The organism is Geomonas diazotrophica, assembly GCF_019063885.1.
GTDB classification, from domain to species: Bacteria; Desulfobacterota; Desulfuromonadia; order Geobacterales; family Geobacteraceae; genus Geomonas; species Geomonas diazotrophica.
Window position 1 is genome coordinate 204870 of the sequence record NZ_CP077684.1, and the last position, 17718, is coordinate 222587.

General features: G+C 63.3%; 14 protein-coding genes and 1 tRNA gene. 12 read left to right on the top strand and 3 right to left on the bottom strand.

The genetic code is table 11. The features are described from left to right. Positions 1-7 precede the first annotated feature (7 nt). Positions 8-1558 carry a uroporphyrinogen-III C-methyltransferase gene (gene cobA / locus KP003_RS00925; protein WP_216499174.1) on the top strand — a complete coding sequence of 517 codons (1551 nt, stop codon included), beginning with the start codon at positions 8-10 and terminating at the stop codon, positions 1556-1558. 100 nt (positions 1559-1658) lie between these two features. Next, positions 1659-2678 (top strand): porphobilinogen synthase, encoded by a 1020-nt coding sequence (gene hemB / locus KP003_RS00930; RefSeq protein ID WP_216499173.1) that lies wholly within the window; start codon positions 1659-1661, stop codon positions 2676-2678. A 166-nt stretch (positions 2679-2844) separates the two neighbouring features. Here hemB and KP003_RS00935 read toward each other — a convergent pair whose 3' ends face one another. Together KP003_RS00935 and KP003_RS00940 are read right to left on the bottom strand one after the other, a co-directional pair. After that, entirely contained in the window at positions 2845-3714 is an 870-nt protein-coding gene (locus KP003_RS00935; RefSeq protein ID WP_217300226.1) for a rod shape-determining protein, read from the bottom strand. 249 nt (positions 3715-3963) lie between these two features. Continuing rightward, a complete protein-coding gene (locus tag KP003_RS00940; RefSeq protein ID WP_216499171.1) occupies positions 3964-4296 on the bottom strand; it encodes a cupin domain-containing protein in 333 nt (110 codons plus the stop codon). Between the two features lie 112 nt (positions 4297-4408). Between KP003_RS00940 and KP003_RS00945 the strand changes: the two genes are divergently transcribed. Then, positions 4409-5488, top strand: coding sequence for a ribonuclease Z (locus KP003_RS00945; RefSeq protein ID WP_217300227.1), 1080 nt, complete (start codon positions 4409-4411; stop codon positions 5486-5488). Between the two features lie 159 nt (positions 5489-5647). Then, a complete protein-coding gene (locus KP003_RS00950) occupies positions 5648-6013 on the top strand; it encodes a translation initiation factor Sui1 (protein WP_217300228.1) in 366 nt (121 codons plus the stop codon). Between the two features lie 5 nt (positions 6014-6018). On the opposite strand, the gene KP003_RS00955 is transcribed toward KP003_RS00950, so the two are convergent. Beyond that, positions 6019-6216: an RNA-binding S4 domain-containing protein gene (locus KP003_RS00955; RefSeq protein WP_216499168.1), complete on the bottom strand. Its 198-nt coding sequence runs from the start codon at positions 6214-6216 to the stop codon at positions 6019-6021. A gap of 94 nt (positions 6217-6310) precedes the next feature. Between KP003_RS00955 and KP003_RS00960 the strand changes: the two genes are divergently transcribed. The 8 genes from KP003_RS00960 to KP003_RS00995 all read left to right on the top strand — a co-directional run bounded on the left by KP003_RS00960 (position 6311) and on the right by KP003_RS00995 (position 17627). Continuing rightward, positions 6311-6874: an elongation factor P gene (locus KP003_RS00960; RefSeq protein WP_216499167.1), complete on the top strand. Its 564-nt coding sequence runs from the start codon at positions 6311-6313 to the stop codon at positions 6872-6874. A 112-nt stretch (positions 6875-6986) separates the two neighbouring features. Then, positions 6987-7062: transfer RNA gene (locus KP003_RS00965), tRNA-Phe, on the top strand. Between the two features lie 327 nt (positions 7063-7389). Next, the gene (locus tag KP003_RS00970) at positions 7390-7842 is read left to right on the top strand and encodes a phosphate-starvation-inducible PsiE family protein (RefSeq protein ID WP_239027587.1); all 453 of its coding nucleotides are present in this window, start codon (positions 7390-7392) and stop codon (positions 7840-7842) included. A gap of 113 nt (positions 7843-7955) precedes the next feature. Further along, complete coding sequence (locus KP003_RS00975; RefSeq protein ID WP_216790208.1) at positions 7956-8789, top strand: hypothetical protein; 834 nt, start codon at positions 7956-7958, stop codon at positions 8787-8789. A 579-nt stretch (positions 8790-9368) separates the two neighbouring features. Then, complete coding sequence (locus KP003_RS00980) at positions 9369-11861, top strand: ATP-binding protein (RefSeq protein WP_216790209.1); 2493 nt, start codon at positions 9369-9371, stop codon at positions 11859-11861. Then, a complete protein-coding gene (locus KP003_RS00985) occupies positions 11858-14047 on the top strand; it encodes a CHASE domain-containing protein (RefSeq protein WP_216790211.1) in 2190 nt (729 codons plus the stop codon). The genes KP003_RS00980 and KP003_RS00985 overlap by 4 nt, the downstream gene beginning before the upstream one ends. 38 nt (positions 14048-14085) lie before the next feature. Beyond that, positions 14086-15351, top strand: coding sequence for a sensor histidine kinase (locus KP003_RS00990; RefSeq protein WP_216790213.1), 1266 nt, complete (start codon positions 14086-14088; stop codon positions 15349-15351). 17 nt (positions 15352-15368) lie between these two features. After that, positions 15369-17627, top strand: a complete 2259-nt coding sequence (locus KP003_RS00995; protein ID WP_216790214.1) for a response regulator — start codon at positions 15369-15371, stop codon at positions 17625-17627. Positions 17628-17718: the final 91 nt, after the last annotated feature.

Genomic DNA, 17718 nt, shown 5'->3' on the forward strand with positions numbered 1-17718 from the left:
GTGCGAGATGACCGCTGAAACGACAAAGAAAGGCTACGTCTACCTGATCGGCGCGGGTCCCGGTGATCCCGGGCTGATCACGGTGAAGGGACGGGACTGCCTGGCCAAAGCGCAGGTGGTGATGTACGACTATCTGGCCAACGACGAGCTGCTGCGGCTCGCTCCCAAGGGGGCGGAGCTGATCTACGCCGGCAAGGTAGGCGGCGAACACAACCGCGAGCAGAGCCAGATCAACGACCTGCTGGTGCAAAAGGCCCTCTCCGGCAAGGTGGTGGCGCGGCTCAAGGGGGGAGACTCCTTCATCTTCGGCCGCGGCGGCGAGGAGTGCGAGGCGCTGGTCGCGCAGGGGATCCCCTTCGAGATCGTGCCGGGCATCACCGCGGCGGTCGGCGCCACCAGCTACGCGGGGATCCCGCTTACCCACCGCGGCGTGACCACCTCGGTCGCCTTCGTAACCGGGCATGAGAAGAAAGGGAAGGCCTCCTCGGAGATCGACTGGGAAGGACTCTCGCTGGGGAGCGGCACCGTGGTCTTCTACATGGGCGTCACCAACCTGCCGCACATCGCGCGGAGCCTCATGGATCATGGACGGGCGCCGGAAACGCCGGTGGCGCTGATCCGCTGGGGGACGCGCCCGGAGCAGGAGGTGCTGGTCGGCACGTTGGCCGACATCGCGGAAAAGGCGCGGACCGCGGGCTTCAAGGCTCCCGCCATCACCGTGGTCGGCGAAGTGGTGAACCTCCGTGAAACGCTGCGCTGGTTCGACAACCGCCCGCTCTTCGGGAACTCGGTCCTGGTCACCCGCGGCGCCGACCAGGCCGGAGAATTCACCTCGATGCTGGAGCAGTTGGGAGCCCGCGCCTACTGCTGCCCGACCATCGAGATCGCGCCGCCGGAGAGCTACGCCGCTCTCGACGAGGCCATCGACGCACTGGACAGCTTCCACTGGGTCGTCTTCACCTCTTACAACGCGGTCAAATACTTCTTCGCCAGGCTCGCGAAGCACGGCCTCGACAGTCGGGCCCTCGGTCGCTGCCGCGTCTGCGCCGTCGGCCCGAAGACCGCCGCGGCGCTTGCTCCCTACGGGATCCGGCCCGACCTCATCCCCGCCGACTACAAGGCCGAGGGGGTAGTCGCCGCTTTCTCCGAGCTGGACATGAACGGCAAGTGGGTGCTCTTCCCGAAAGGGGACCGCGCCCGCGAAGTGATTCCGGAGGAACTGGGACACCTGGGGGCACAGGTGATCGCCCCGGTGACCTACGCCAACCACACCCCTACGAGCATCCCGGAAGAGGCGTTGCAGGCCCTGGAGGAGAAGCGCGTCGACTGCGCCACCTTCACCTCCTCGTCCACGGTCCACAACCTCGCCCGCATCCTCGGGGAAAACAGGTTCCTGCATCTCATGGAAGGGGTGAAGGTGGCCTCGATAGGTCCGATCACCTCCAAGACCTGTCGGGATCTCGGGCTGGAGGTGCACATGGAGCCCGCCGAGTTCACCCTTGAGGCCCTGTCGCGGGAGATGATTCGCTTTTTCGGGAGCGCATCTTCTCGCAGTTAACCCCGCCCGCTCTCGTCCTGCATCCTCTCCCCCGGAGGGGGAAGGCGAGGGAGGGGGACGATTTAGAGCTTATCCACAGAAAAGCAAAAGGAGAAATGGTATGTTCTACCCGGTGTACAGAGCGAGACGAATTCGGGGCAAGGAAGTCTTCAGAAACATGGTCAGGGAGACATCCGTCTCGGCCAACGACCTGATCTACCCGATGTTTTCCGCCTTCGGCAAGGGGATCAAGAAAGAGATCTCGTCCATGCCGGGGATCTATCAGCAGTCCATCGAGAACATCGTCGAGGAGGCCCAGGAGGTTTACGAGCTGGGTGTTCCGGCCGTGATCCTGTTCGGCATCCCTGAGCAGAAGGACGCGATGGGGAGCGACGCCTACTCAGAGACCGGCATCATCCAGGAGACCATCCGCGCCATCAAGAAGAGCGTGCCCAAGCTCGCCGTCATCACCGACGTCTGCATGTGCGAGTACACCGACCACGGCCACTGCGGCGTGATCAAGAACGGCGACGTGGACAACGACGAGACCCTGGAGCTTTTGGCCCGCGAGGCCCTTTCCCACGCCCAGGCAGGCGCCGACATGGTCGCCCCCTCCGACATGATGGACGGCCGCGTGGCCGCGATCCGCGAGTCGCTGGACAACAACGGCTTCAACCACATCCCGCTGATGAGCTACGCGGTCAAGTACGCCTCCGGCTACTACGGTCCGTTCCGCGAGGCTGCCGAGTCCACCCCGCAGTTCGGTGACCGCCGCTCCTACCAGATGGATCCGGGCAACAGGCTGGAGGCGATTCGCGAGGCGAGGATGGACGTCGAGGAAGGTGCCGACATCCTGATGGTCAAGCCGGGCCTCCCCTACCTGGACATCGTGCGCGAGGTGAGAAACGAGTTCAACCTCCCCACCGCCGTGTACAACGTCTCCGGCGAGTACAGCATGGTGAAGGCCGCCGCCAAGATGGGGTGGATCGACGAAGACCGCGTGGTCATGGAGACCATGATGTCCTTCAAGAGGGCGGGCGCCGACCTGATCCTCACCTACCACTCCAAGGAAGTGGCCAAGCTCTTGCGCAAGGGGTACGAGGCCGAGCTGAACGGCCGTTGCGGCTGCGGCTGCAGGTAGCGGCAGCACCGATGCAAATGAAAAGCCCCTGTCGACTCGGTCGGCAGGGGCTTTTTTATGTTCATTGGAGGATTCCGGTGGACGTGGGGCTGCTGCCCACGAAGCGATGCACGTAAGCTTACGTCCCCACCTTTGCGAAGGGGGGCAAAGGGGATTTGCATCACCGTTATTTCCAGCGGTTCAGCATCACGACGACCGGAAGGATGGCGCGCGCCCCTTCGACCACGGCGCCGCGCGGGTTGACCGCGGTGCAGACACCGACGCCGGTACGCTCCTCGAGGAGGCGCCGCAATCCCGGGATCAGCGCGCCGCCGCCGGTAAGGCAGATGCCGCTGTAGATGACGTCGCACCCTATGTCGTTGGGCAGGTCCCTGATGAAGGAGTCGATGCCGTCGGCAATCTCTTCGAGGACCGGGACCAGGGCGGCAGCGGCGGTTGCTCCCGCGGCGTGTTCCTCGGGGCGGCTGGTACCGCAACCGCGCAGCAGCAGGTCCGCCTCCTCCTCGTGCAGCACGGTCTTTTGCACGGATTCGACCGCCGTCACGACGGCTTGCCGCATGCGGCAACAGCCTCCCCTGAAGGCGTAGCTCGCGACGACCTTTCCGGAACGGAGCACGGCGCAATCGGTCACGCCGTCGCCTACGTCGACAACCATCTGGGCATACGGGGAAGAAACGTCGAGATTGGCGCCGACGGCCGCGGCCAACGGCTCCGGGATGATCGATACCGCCGCAGCCCCTGCCTTCATGATGGAATCCATCAGCAACTGGCGCTCCTCTGCGGTGGCGTCGCTGGGAGCGCAGCCGAGGATGCTCGGCTTCACCATGCCGAAGACACGGCGCCGTTCGATCACCGGCTGCAGGATCCGGAAGGCCGCGTCCGGGTCGACGATTACCCCGTCGCGCAGCGCTATGCGGGATCCGATCCGGGAGGGAAGTTCCAGCATCCCGCAGCTCCCGGTGGCAATGCGAGTGGTTGCAGTCCCGACATCGAGTGCGACGTGCTGTCGCCACTGATCCATGTTGAAAATAGTCATGCCCCCTGCCCCGATAAGTTGCTGTTCTGGCTCACGTGAGCATAGCCCAAGGGGAAACTGGGGTCAAACAAAAGCGGCAACACGCCCCTGTTCGGCACCAGTAGCATCTCGAAGCACCACAGTTACGCAGAGAACGCAAAAAATCCGCGAGATACGCAAAGAAAGCAGTTTCGGGTCCCCCCGGAAATCATTCTTTGCGCTCTTCGCGGATGCTTTCTTTTTCAGCTTTGCGTAACTGCTTTGGTAGTTTTAAGCCCTTATCATGACCAGCAGCATCTTGAAGCGCTTCACCGCGCGCAGCGAATGCGGCTTGTTGGCGGGCATGATGATGATCTCGCCAGCAGACACCGTGTGCGCGGTCCCTTCGATATTGATCTCCGCCTCGCCGTCCAGCACCTGCACGAAAGCGTCGTAAGGGGCCGTGTGCTCGCTCAAGCCCTCACCCGCGTCGAAGGCGAAAGCGGTGATGGTGCCGACCGGCTTGTCTATGACCGTTCTGCTCACCACGGCACCGTCCTGATAGCCCGCCAGGTTGACCAGGTTCAATGCCTCGCCCAGAGCTACACCCTTTTTCTCTGCCATGTCCCTTCTCCTTATGTTTTAAGTTCGCTTGATTGTTCTCTTGATAGGAACTGTAACCCGTACAGAGTGTGTTGCAATTGATGCAGGTCAATCTAATGGTAAAATTCTGCGCATGCCCAAACCTTTCCGCTATCTCGAGCCTACCTTCTTCGCGGGGCTGTTCGACGACCCGCTGCTCCTGGTCCGTGTGCGTCCCACCGGTCGCGCGATCCTTTTCGACTGCGGCAAGATGCATCACCTTGCCAAGAGGGTCTATACCTCCATAGATGCCATCTTCATCAGCCACGCCCACATGGACCACTTCATGGGGATGGACAGCGTCATTCGTCACAGCCATGCCTCGCCGCGCACCATCGACGTCTTCGGCCCTCCCGGTCTCTCCAGGCGTATGGCCAGCAAGTTCGCCTGCTACGACTGGAACCTCGCCGACACCTTCTGGGGAAATTTCAGGGTCAACGAGGTGGGCGCCGGCGGGCGGGTCGCGAGCACGCTCTACAGCGGCCCGGAAGCGTTCCTTGCCACCCCCGAAGGGGAGCGCAACGGCGTCCTCTACGGCAACCGGCACCTTACCGTGACCGGAACGCATTGCGAGCACCACATCCCGGTCGTGGCCTATCGGGTAGACGAGGGAGCGGCCTTCCTTCTCGATGACGAACGCATGGCGGCGGCAGGGGTGAAGAAGGGGGCGTGGCTCAAGGAGATGGAGAGGCTGTTCCGCGACGGCGTGCTGGAGGGGAGCCCGGTCAGGTACCCGTGCGAAAGTGGCGGGAGCCTCGAGGAGAGGGTAGAGCCGGACGCCGGCCTCTTGTACCAGCGCATCAGGAAGTTCGAAGAGCCCGCCAGCATCGGTTACGTCACCGATATCGGCTATTCCGAGGAAAACGTCGCGAAGCTGGCGGGGCTGCTGGAAGGGGTGACGCTACTGGTGTGCGAGTGTGCCTTCCTGGCGTCCGAGTCGAAAAAGGCGGGGGTGTCCCGCCATCTCTGCACCACGCAGTTCAACATGTTGCTGGAGCGTTTGCGTCCGAGATACGTGTTGCCGATGCACTTCTCGAAGACCTACCAGCGGGGCAGCGGGCCACTCTACGCGGAGATCGAGCCGCCGTCCGGTGTCACCGTTTTGAAGGTACCTGATCGTCTGACCCCGCGTCCCATAATGGAGAGCGAGGTGCCGAGGCCGGTCGAGATATAACCTGAAAAGTATCAACGCAAAGTCGCAGAGCCGCAAAGCTCTTGGACCCCGACAGCGTCATTTTGCTTTTACCTTCGCGTCTCCGCGCCCTGGCGTCTTTGCGTTAAGGCCTTTTTCTTGTCTTGAATCTCTCTCAGCTTTTCTGCTACAAAGGCAGCCATGAAAAAGAGCACCTCCAACAGCGATGCCCCCGTAGTCTATTCCTGTGAATTCGGCCGCATCTGCCCCGGTTGCGGCAAGCCGGTCAACGCCTGCGCCTGCAAGAAATCCGCAGCACCGGCAGGCGACGGCGTCGTGCGCCTCAGGCGCGAAACCAAAGGTCGCGGCGGCAAGACCGTCATCGTCATCACCGGGCTGCCCATTGACGCGACTGCCTTGACCGCGCTCGCCGGCGAACTGAAGAAGCGCTGCGGCTGCGGCGGGACCGCCAAGGACGGCGTCATCGAGATCCAGGGGGACCATGCCGAGGTGCTGCTCGCTGAACTCGCCAAACGCGGCTATAAGGCCAAGCGCGCGGGAGGCTGATCCGGCTATTCTACCGAGAAGGTCTTCCCTCCAAGTTCCACCTGGTCGCCAGGACGCAGCTTTCTGCCACGGCGCAGTTCCACCTCGCCGTTCACCGACACCATCCCTTCCGAGATGATGATCTTTGCCTCGCCTCCGGAGCAGACCGCATCCACCGCCTTTAGAAAACTGTCCAACTTTATGAATTCTGTATCTATCTTCACCGATCCTCCACGTCTCAAAGTCTCGCCGTCATGGCGCGGTTGAATTTAGCACAAAATTCTGTTAAAAAGGGACATTTCGCTAAGGAGAACCCCCATGTACACTACCAACGATTTCAAGAAAGGCCTCGTCATTCAGCTGGACGGAGCCCCCTGCGTGTTAGTCGACGTAAGTTTTCAATCCCCTTCGGCCCGTGGCGCCAACACCATGGTCAAGACCAAATACCGCAACCTGATTACAGCCCAGGTTCTCGAGAAGACCTTCCGCTCCGGTGACAAGGTGGACGAGGCCGACTTCGAGCGTCACAAGGGGCAGTTCCTCTACGCCGACGGCGGCCGCGGCATCTTCATGGACCTGGAGACCTACGAGCAGTTCGAGATGGAAGAGGACAACTTCGAAGCCATCGCGCCGTTCCTTCTCGACGGCACCGAAGTTCAGCTCGGCATCTTCCAGGAGCGCATGGTCAACGTCGACCTTCCCATGGTAGTCGAACTGGTGGTGACCGAGACGGCTCCCGCCATGAAGAACGCCACCGCCACTGCGCAGACCAAGGAAGCCGTATTGGAGACAGGTCTGCGTCTGCAGGTGCCGCCGTACCTCGAGGCGGGCGAGAAGATCAAGGTCGACACCCGCGACGGCCGTTTCATTTCCCGCGCCTAGGAATCCTTTTGGGCCGTGCACTGTGCGCGATGAAGCAATCTGTCGTCGACTGTAAAAATTAGAAGAAAAGGGTTGACACAGTCGGCGAATCAAAGTATAAAGTTGGTCTCTTGCCCAGATAGCTCAGTCGGTAGAGCAGAGGATTGAAAATCCTCGTGTCGGCGGTTCGATTCCGTCTCTGGGCACCATAAAGAAAATAAGCCATCTACGTTAATTCGTAGGTGGCTTTTTTTGTCTCCAGGCGAAGTTCTTGACTCAGGTGTTTTTTGCTGTTACGAAAAAAACATGATGCTTACTTTTTGTGAAGAACTTGCAGTCATGGCAACGGTGATTGAGTATGGATGCTGGTACTGGTCCTTCGCTGGGAAGTCCTGAAGCCCCGTTTTGCAGGACGGAAACTCCATTGCGCTTCCTGCCGATAAAGGGTGCTGCATGCAGAGTGACGGGCGGGAGGCCACGCGTGCTTGTCCCGGAGCCGAAAGCGAGGGGACGGCGAACAAACCCTTGGGATGTCGATGGCGGAGAAGGTCAGCCGTGCCAGAGGAGGTGGCGGCATGTTGCGTGCGATTAAGCGTTTCGAAAAAGGCATCATCATGGTTCTGGTGGTCCTGATGTCGGTGGTGCTGCTTCTCAGTACCCTTGAACTTGCATGGATCATCATCGTGGACATCATCTCTCCACCGGTGTTGCTGCTTGACATCAGCGAGTTGCTCGACATTTTCGGCCTCTTCATGCTGGTCCTGATAGGGATCGAACTCTTGGATACCATCGCGAAGACCTACATGGCCGAATCTGTCGATCATGCGCAGATAGTCATGGCGGTGGCAATTATTGCGATTGCCAGGAAAGTGATCATTCTCGATGTAAAGGAGCTGTCAGGTCTGGCCTTATTGGGGATAGCCGCTATCATTTTGGCCCTCTCGGTCGGTTATTTCCTGATCAAAAAGAGGGATTCCGCAGCGGGATAGGGAAGGTACGCCAAGGGACAGCAGGGGACCGTTCAGGGGGGAATAGCGGAACTGCGTTCCGCTGTCTCGACCGGCTGTTTTGCAGCAGGCGTCACATGAGGAGGGAGAAGGTCATGTCATGGATCAGGTTCGGGCGCTGCCTCGTGGCGGCTTTGCTGCTCTTGGGGGCGGCCGGGGTCGGCAGCGCGGCCGTCGCGCCGCTTACGCCGGACAAGAAAGTGGAGCGGGGGGGCGAACTGACGGCGAGCCGTGAGGAGTTCCACCTGGTGGTGGCAAAGCTTCTGAAGGACCAGGGCTTCCTCGACAAGAACAACACCTTTAAGAAGGGAACGAAGATGCACCGCCTCTTCGAGTCCTACCTGCAGGAAACCCTGTCCGACCCTGCGGTCATGGATTTTCTCTACACGTCCCTGAAGGAAAACGCGGAGCACGTCACCGACTTCGACGCCTTCGGCAAGGCGCTGGCCGGCGAGTACGCGGTGCGTGGCCTGACGCGGCTTTCCGAGTCCGACTTCCAGGAGCTGCTGCGCGTGATGAACGTCCTGGCCGACCGGCTCCCCGTGCGCGATTGTGCCGGCATGCTCCGCCCCGGCAGCGCCTTTGACTACCATTGGCTGGAATTGCTTCCGCTGGACGACGCCCGGGTGTACCTGCGCCTGACCAAGCAGGCGCTGGTTGCCGAGATCACCCGGTCGCCGCGCATCGCGGCCAATACCAAGGAGCAGACCTCGGTTGCCTACCAGGCCCTCTACGCCGAGATAAGGAGAAGGCTTGCGCCGGAAAAGCTGGAGCGGTTCGGGAAGATCTGGGGGAAGCCGGAAGCGGCCGGTGACGAGGAGCTCTGCTGGGGGTACCGTGTGCTCCTCTCCGGCATCCTCGATCTCCCTGTCGAGCCCAGGCGCTGGATGCTGCGCGAGTACGCAAACCTGCTGCGCCCACCGCAATAGTGGTTCCCTGAAGGAGCCGGCGGCGCCGTGCGTGAAACGCGGAGAAGTCGAACCGGTGACGCTGCCGGATCTGAGAGGGCGAACGGCCGACGGCACGGTAGAGAGGCACAACCTGATACTAAGTCCGTTCCCTGCCATTAACAACGAGAGGGTCCAGGTTTCCACAACTGGCCCTCTCTTTATTTCCGTCTGTTCTCACAGACCCTTCACTCCTGTAGGGAGCGATCAGGTGCAGGTGGCATTCTCCTTAAATTGTTCAGGTAGAAGCGCCGAGCAAAACGTTATATGGTTGATCGACTTCGTCTTAGCCGATGCGAAAATACCTTTTACTTTTTCCTTAATTGAAGAAAATCATTTTAGTTGTAAAATTTACCACGACCTTGGAGCAACGGGCGATAATTACTGTCATGGGTGATTTCGCTGTGTTATTCCGGCTCGGGGTGCGACACATTGTACACAGGAGAATGCTTTTGCTTTGAATGATATATCTCCTCTACTGATAGTGGAGGGATAGGTACAGTCTGAATAAAGCCCACAGGGCAACGGCAGCTACTGAAGCGGCCGTTACCAAGGACACGCATGACGGCTCCCCCCTCTGTCGAAAAGCTGCCCCGCTGGACGAATGCGTTCCGCTTCGTCACTCGTACCCTTGACCATCCCGTTGTTTTCCTGGCCTTTTGTCTTTTGCTGATCCTCACCTGTCTTTTCCCCGCAGCCGCGGGCGCCTCCGGCAGGACCGTGACGGTCGGCGTCTACGAAAATCCCCCCAAGATCTTCACCTCCGACGCCGGCAAGCCCACCGGCATCTTCATCGACCTCATCGAGCAGATCGCCGAAAAGGAAGGGTGGCGCATGCGCTATGTTCCCGGCACCTGGAGTGAAGGCCTGGAGCGCCTGCAGAAGGGGGAGATAGACCTGATGCCGGACGTGGCCTACACCGCGGAGCGGGAAAAGATCTACGTCTTCAACAAGGTCCCCATCCTGTCCGGCTGGTCCCAGGTCTACGCGCGCAAGGGGAGCGGCATCCAGTCGATCCTGGATCTGAACGGCAAGCGCGTGGCGGGGCTGGAGAAGACCATCCAACTGGAAACCGTCGACCGGCTGGCCAGGAGTTTCGGGCTGAAGGTGACCCTGGTCCCGGTCTCCAATTACAAGACAGAGTTCCAGATGATCGCCGCGGGGCAGGTGGATGCCGGGGTCACCAACCGCTACTACGGCTTGATGTTCGCCAGGAAGTCCGGCCTCGAAGATACCCCCATCATGTTCGATCCGGCCCCCTACCTCTTTGCCGCACAGAAACCGGCCTCCGAGGAGTCCCTGCAGTTGCTGGAAGCCATCGACCGCCACCTCGCCGAAATGAAGAACGATCCCCAGTCCGCCTACTACACCATCCTGAAACGGTGGACCTCGGAGGAGGTCGATTGGAAGCTGCCGCTGTGGCTGCAGTTTCTGGGACCGGTGCTGGGTGTCGCACTGCTGATGAGCATCGTCGGGGGCGTCGTCCTGAAGCATCAGGTCAAGGCGCGCACCCGGGAGCTGCAGCTGGTCAACCAGGAGATGGAGCAGCGCATCGAGGAACGGACCCACTCGCTCCAGGAAACCAATCTCAAGCTGCGCGCCACCATGGAGGAATTGGCTGTTGCCAAGGAGGGGGCCGAGGCCGCCAACCGGGCCAAGTCACTTTTTCTCGCCAACATGAGCCACGAGATACGCACGCCGCTGAACGCGGTGCTGGGCTTCAGCCAGATCGTACTGCACGACCCGCAGCTGTCGCCGGAGAACCGCCACAACCTCGAGACGGTGAACCGCTCCGGGGAGCACCTGCTGGCCCTGATCAACGACGTCCTGGACATGGCCAAGATCGAGTCGGGGCGGATGACCGTGGAGAAGGCGGCCTTCGACCTGCCCGGGCTGCTCCGGGAAGAGACGGAGCTGCTCACTCCCAAGGCGTTGGCCAAGGGGTTGCAGCTGGTGCTCGAGGTCCAGCCGGACCTGTGCCGCTACGTCATGGGAGACGCGGGGAAGCTGCGCCAGATCGTCATCAACCTGCTCGGCAACGCCATCAAGTTCACCGAGAAGGGCGGGGTTTCGCTCCGAGCCCGGACCTCCGTGCGGGATGGGGCACTGTGGCTCGAGGTGGAGGTCCAGGACAGCGGTCCGGGGATCGCCCCGGAGGATATCCAGAACGTATTCGGGGCCTTCGAACAGGCGGAGATGGGGCGCAGAACCGAGGGGGGCACCGGTCTGGGGCTCGCCATCAGCCGCCAGTACGGCAGGCTCATGGGAGGTGACCTGACCGTCTCCAGCCAGCCGGGACACGGGGCGTGCTTCCATCTGAGCCTGCCGGTCGCCGAGGCGGAGCGCCCGACTGCGTCTGCCCGGGGGGGGCTCCCGCGCGTCGCGCGCCTGAAGGCGGGGCAGCAGGGGTGGCGGGTGCTGGTGGTGGACGACCGGGACACCAACCGGGAGATACTTGTGAAGATGCTCGCCCCGGTGGGGTTCGAAACCATGGAGGCCAAAGACGGTGAGAGCGCAGTCGAGCTTTTCATGACCCAGGCGCCCCACCTGGTCCTCATGGACGTTGTGATGCCCGTGATGGACGGCCGCGAGGCGACAAGGCGCATCCGTGCCCTGCCGGAGGGAAGAGACGTCCCCATCATCGCTGTTTCGGCCAGCGTCTTCGAGGAGCAGTTGCGCGAGGTGATGGAGGCAGGGGCGGACGACTTCCTGCGCAAGCCGTTTCGCGAGGAGGAGCTGCTGGAGAAGATCGCCCGCCTGCTCCCGGCGCAGTTCGCCTATGACGAGGTTGAATCTCGGCCGCCAGCGCAGGAGGATGCGCTTTCGGAGCAAGGCTTCGTGGAGGCGCTGGGGACGATGTCCCAGGAGCTGCGCGAGGCACTGATCGCCGCGGCCAGGGAGCTGGACCGGGGGCGCGTGGTGGCGCTGCTCGTGGAGCTGGCGGCGGTCGCGCCCGAGGCCGCCGGCCGCCTGCTGGGCCATGCCGAGAGCTACCGCTTCGACCTGATCGAGGAGGCGCTGCTGCGATCTCTGGGGGCGGGGGGGCTGGGATGAGGCTGCGCCGACCCCACTGGAGCGTGCCCATCGTGGTGTTGGCGGGGCTGCTGGTCACCGTGGTGCTCTTTTTCGTGGTGCGCAACTCGGAAACGGCCTCCTTCGAGTCCCGCCTGGAGCGCGACGTTTCCAACTGCGCCGACGCTTTGGCAAACAAGGTGGATGACACCGGGCTGGTGCTGATGGCCCTGCGCAACCACTTTGCCTCGAGCAAGGAGGTGAGCAGGGGGGAGTTCACCATCTTCACGGAGACGTTTCTCAGGGAACGCGCCGACATCAAGGCGCTGTCCTGGAACCCTGCCGTGCCACGCGGGCAACGGGCGCGCTTCGAGGAGGAGGGACGCAGGGAAGCCGGCTCCGGGTTCGTCCTCACCGAGCGTGACGCGAGCGGCGTGCGCGTCCCGGCCGCGGAGCGGGATGTTTACTATCCGGTCTGGTACATCGAGCCGATGGCGGAGAACGGCAAGGCTATCGGTTTCGACGTGGGATCGGACCGGGTGCGGCTGGCCGCGCTGGAGCGCGCGCGTGACACGGGAAGGCCGACGGCGACGGAGCGGATCAAGCTGGTACAGGACCGGGCCTCCAACTACAGCGTGCTGGTCTTCCACCCGGTCTACGCCAGGGGGCTTCCGGCCGGGAACGTGGCGGAGCGCAGGATGGCGTTCCAGGGCGTAACCGTTGCGGTGCTCAACATCGAGAAGCTCCTGGTCGCGACCTTCGGCGTGGCGACCCCGTTCGGCCTCGACTTCGACCTTGTCGACCTGTCCGCACCTTTCGGGGAGCAACTGCTCTACCGGTGGAGCGGCCGGCAGCAGGGGGGGGCGACCTGGTACGCCCCACTGCTGCCCCCCTCCCGGACCCTGGTCCGGAACATCGAGTTCTGCGGGCGCCGATGGGCAATGCGGCTTTCTCCCAGCCGGGATTACCTGGAGCACAACGCACCGGTGGCCTACTGGCTGCTGCTGCCGGCCGGGGCGCTCGTTAGCGCGTTCCTCGGGCTGTACTTCCGGGGGGTCTACGCGCAGCGCGAGGAGCTGGAGCGGCTGGTCCTCGCCCGGACCGCGGAGCTGCAGTCCAGCGAGGCGACCCTGCGGGAGCTGAACGGCCACCTCGAGGAACGCGTCAAGGACAGGACCAGGAAGCTGGAAGGGGCGATCGAGGCGCTGTCGCAGGCAAAGGAGCGCGCCGAGGTGGCCAACCGGGCCAAGACCGTCTTCCTGGCCCACATGAGCCATGAGATCCGCACCCCGCTGAACGCGATCCTCGGCTTCAGCCAGATCGCCCTGCACGACGCCACCCTCACCCCGGAAAACCGTCACAACCTGGAAATCATCAACCGCTCCGGCGAACAGCTCCTGGCATTGATCAACGACGTGATCGAGGTCTCCAGGATCGAGTCGGGGCGCGCCGCCCTGGAGCGTGGCGTCTTCGAGCTCCCCTCCCTTCTCGATGAGGTCGTGGCAGCCTTCCTCCCCGAGGCGCGCGCCAAGCGCCTGCAGCTGGTCCATGAGCCGGCGGGGGAGCTGTTGCGCTACGCCGCGGGGGATGAGGGGAAGATCCGCCACGTCCTGGGCGACCTGGTCGGCAACGCCGTCAAGTTCACCCGGGAAGGAGCCGTGTCGGTACGAAGCCGCACCGGCACCCGCGAGGCAGGGGCGTGGCTGGAGGTAGAGGTCGAGGACAGCGGCTGCGGCATCGCACCGGAGGACCTGGAGCGGATCTTCAACGCCTTCGAGCAGGCGCACCTGGGGGGGGCGGACCTGGGGGGGACCGGTCTCGGCTTGGCCATCAGCCGCCAGTACGCCCGCCTGATGGGGGGGGACATCACGGTGCGGAGCACCCTGGGGCAGGGCTCCTGCTTCCACCTCAGCGTACCCTTGAGCCATGCCACCGCCCAGGAGCTGGCCGATGCCCTCGACCGCCGGCGCGGTGCGCCGGCCGCGGAGCGGAAGCCGGAACCGGGGGAGCTGGACCAGGAGCTGACCCGGTTGCCGCCGGAATTGTGCCGCAGCCTGGTTGCCGCCGCACGGGGGCTGGACAAGAACTCCCTCTTGGAGCTGCTGGAACCGGTGGCGCAAAGCGCACCCGGGGTGGCCCGGCGGATTAAGGGGCTCGCGGAGAGGTACCGTTTCGACCTGATCGAGGAGTTGGTCGCGCAGGCGGGAGCGGGAGAGCGGCAGGGGTGATAACGGGGGGCGTCCCCCGAAGCGATAGGGAGCGGAACATGGCGCAGAGCAGAGTGAACATCCTCGTAGTCGATGACACACCGGCCAACCTGCAGCTCCTGGAGTCGATCCTACAGGAGAGGGGGTACACGGTCAGGGCCGCCATCAACGGCAGCCTCGCCCTCAAGGCCGCCCGCATCCAGCCCCCCGACCTGGTCATGCTGGACATAAACATGCCGGAGATGAACGGCTTCGAGGTCTGCCGGGAGCTGAAGAACGACCCGCAGTTGGCCCGCACCCCCGTGATCTTCGTTTCGGCGGCGGTGGAAACCGCGGACAAGCTGCGCGCCTTCGAGGAAGGGGGGGTGGACTACGTCACCAAGCCGTTCCAGCCGCAGGAGGTGCTGGCCCGGGTGGAGACCCATCTCGAGCTCGCCCGCGTGCGCGCAGAGCTCGAGCGGCAAAACCAGGCCCTGGCGCAGGCGCTGCGGAACCTGACCCGGGCGCAGACCCAACTGATCCAGTCGGAGAAGATGGCGGCGCTTGGCCTGCTCACCGCCGGCGTGGCCCACGAGCTCAACAACCCCCTCAACTTCATCTCCGCCAGCGTCCAGGGGCTGCAAAAGACGGTGGCCCCGGTCGACGAGCTGATGGTGCTCTGCCAGGAACTGGCGGGGGGGGAGAACGGCGCGGCGCTGGGGCGCCTCCAGGCCTGGAGCGGCGCCAACCACCCCGAGGAGCTGCGCCAGGAAATGAACGAGCTGGTGAAGAACGCCTGCTACGGCGCCAACCGGGCCGCCGAGATCGTTGCCAGCCTGCGCATCTTCTCCCGGCTGGACGAGGCCGAGAGGAAAAACGTAAACCTGCACGAATGCCTCGATGCGGCCTTGCTGCTGTTGCACAGCCGCTACAAGGACCGCATCCGCATCGACCGCCGCTACGGCGACCTCCCCCTTTGGCTGTGCCAGCCGGGAAGGCTCAACCAGGTATTCATGAACCTCCTGGGAAACGCGGTGGATGCCATCAACGCCAAGCCCGCTTCCGGTGCGGACGAGGAGATTCGGGTCAGCACCCGGCTGGAAGAGCGCGACGGCCGCTGCTGCGCCGTGGTTGAGATCGCGGACACGGGCGTCGGCATGAGCGACCAGGTCAAGCAGCATCTCTTCGAGCCTTTCTTCACCACCAAGGAGGTGGGCAACGGGGTCGGGCTCGGACTCGCCATCTCGCACGGCATCGTACGCGACCACGAAGGGAGCATCGAAGTGGAGAGCCGGGCCGGGCAGGGGAGCCTGTTCCGGGTGGTGCTGCCGCAGTTCGAAGCCTAGGGGAAAGGACCGTCATCATGGAAGACCTGCAAGCCGCCGCCAGACCGAAACTCCTTTATGTCGACGACGAACGCCCTAACCTGGTGGCGCTGCGCGCGCTGTTGCGCGACACCTACGAGGTGCTGATTGCGGAAAGGGCGGAGGAGGCCTTCCTGTTGCTGCAAAGCAACGACATCCCCCTGATCGTCTCCGACCAGCGCATGCCGGGCATGACCGGCACCCAGTTCCTGGAGAAGGTGGCGGAGGAGTACCCCGACAACGCCCGCATGATCCTGACCGGGTACGCCGACATCGACGCCGTGATCGAGGCCATCAACCGCAGCCAGATCTACTACTACTTCAAGAAACCGTGGAACGAGACCGAGATCCGGCTCACCCTGGCCAACGCGCTGGAGTCGGTACAGACGCGCCGCAAGCTGATCGACAGTGAGCACCGCTTCCGGAGCACCTTCGAGCAGGCGGGGCTGGGGATCGCCCACCTCCAGCTGCACGGAGAGATATTGAGGGCGAACGGCCAGCTGAGGGAATTCCTGGGGAGGTCGGAGGCGGAGCTTTTGGGTCAGCCGTTTCAGACCTGGTTCGCGGGGTTCGACCCGGAGGAGCTGCTCCCGGCGCCGGGCCGGGTCGTGGTGCGGGAGGCGCCGGTCCCCACCCCCGGCGGACCGCGCTGGAGCCGCCTCACCTCTTCCGTCTCGCTGGACAGAAAGGGTGTTCCCGATTACCTGATCGCACTGGTGGACGACCTGACCGAGCGCAGGCATACCGAAGAGCAGGTCATAAAGCTGTCGCACGCCGTCGAGCAGTGCCCGGTATCGATCCGCATCACGGACCGCGCCGGTGTGGTGGAGTTCGTCAACCCGAGGTTCACCGAGATGACCGGGTACTCGGCGGAGGAAGTGGTCGGCAAGCCCGCGGACGTCTTCCTCACCTCGCAGGATGACGCCGGCAGCGCCAAGGGCGAGCTCCAGGCCTGCCTCGCCGCCGGCGCCGCCTGGGAGGGGGAACTGCTGAACCACAGAAAGGACGGCGCATACTTCTGGGCCCGGATCACCGTTTCGCCCATCTGTAACAAGGAGGGGGAGGTCACCCACTACCTGATCCTGAAGGACGACATCACCGAGCGGCACAAGCTCGAGGAACAGCTCAGGCAGTCCCAGAAGATGGAGGCCATCGGGCAGCTGGCCGGCGGCGTAGCCCATGACTTCAACAACATCCTGATGGTGATCATGGGGTACGGTTCCATGCTCACCGCGGACGCCCTCCTGGGTTCACGGCAGAAGGAGAAGGTGGAGCACATCCTCGAGTCGGCGGAGAAGGGGGCGCAGTTGACCGCGAGCCTGCTCGCCTTCTCGCGCAAGCAGGTGATGAAGCTCGAGGCGGTGAACCTAAACGACGTCATCCTGCACGTGGAAAAGTTCCTGACCCGGGTCATCGGCGAGGACGTCCAGTTGAGGTCGGTGATCAGCGCCGCCCCCCTGCCGGTCAACGTCGACTGCGGCCAGATCGAGCAGGTGCTCATGAACCTGGCGACCAACGCCCGCGACGCCATGCCCAAGGGAGGGGTGCTGACCATAGAGACGTCGTGGCAGGCGCTCGAAGAGCGTCGCGTCATGCCCCACGACCTGGGCGAGCCGGGCAACTACGCGGTCATTTCCGTCTCCGACACCGGCCTTGGCATGGACGAGGCGACCCGGTCCAGGGTCTTCGAGCCCTTTTTCACCACCAAGGAGCAAGGGAAGGGGACCGGCCTCGGCATGTCCATCGTGTACGGCATCGTGAAGCAGCACAATGGCTTCGTCAACGTCTACAGCGAGCCTCAGGTCGGGACCACCTTCCGGATCTACCTGCCGCTCATCGAGACGGTGGAGTCGGGCGATAGGCCGCGGGGTGACTTCGATCCCCCCAGGGCGGGCTCGGAAACCATCCTGGTCGTCGAGGACGAGCCGGTCCTGCGCGAGCTGCTGCAAAGCATCCTGGTCGAGTACGGTTACCGGGTGATCCTCGCCGAGGACGGGCTCGACGCCGTCGAGAAGTTCCGGGGCGCGGGGAGTGTCGACCTGGTGCTGATGGACATGATCATGCCCAGGATGAACGGCAAGGAGGCCTGCGACGCCATAAGAGCCATGAATCCCGCGGTGAAGGTGGCGTTCACCAGCGGCTACACCAGGGATTTCGTGTACCTGCGTGATTCCATAGACGCCGGGACGGAGCTCATCATGAAGCCGGTGCAGCCCATGGAGCTTTTGCGGCGGATGCGGGATATCCTGGACCGTTAGCCGGCGTCGGGAGGTCAAAGCTAACAGCTGCTGCGTCGGAAAAAAGAGACGGCGGAGGGGGGCGTTTCCGGCGGTTGTCGACCCTCCCGAC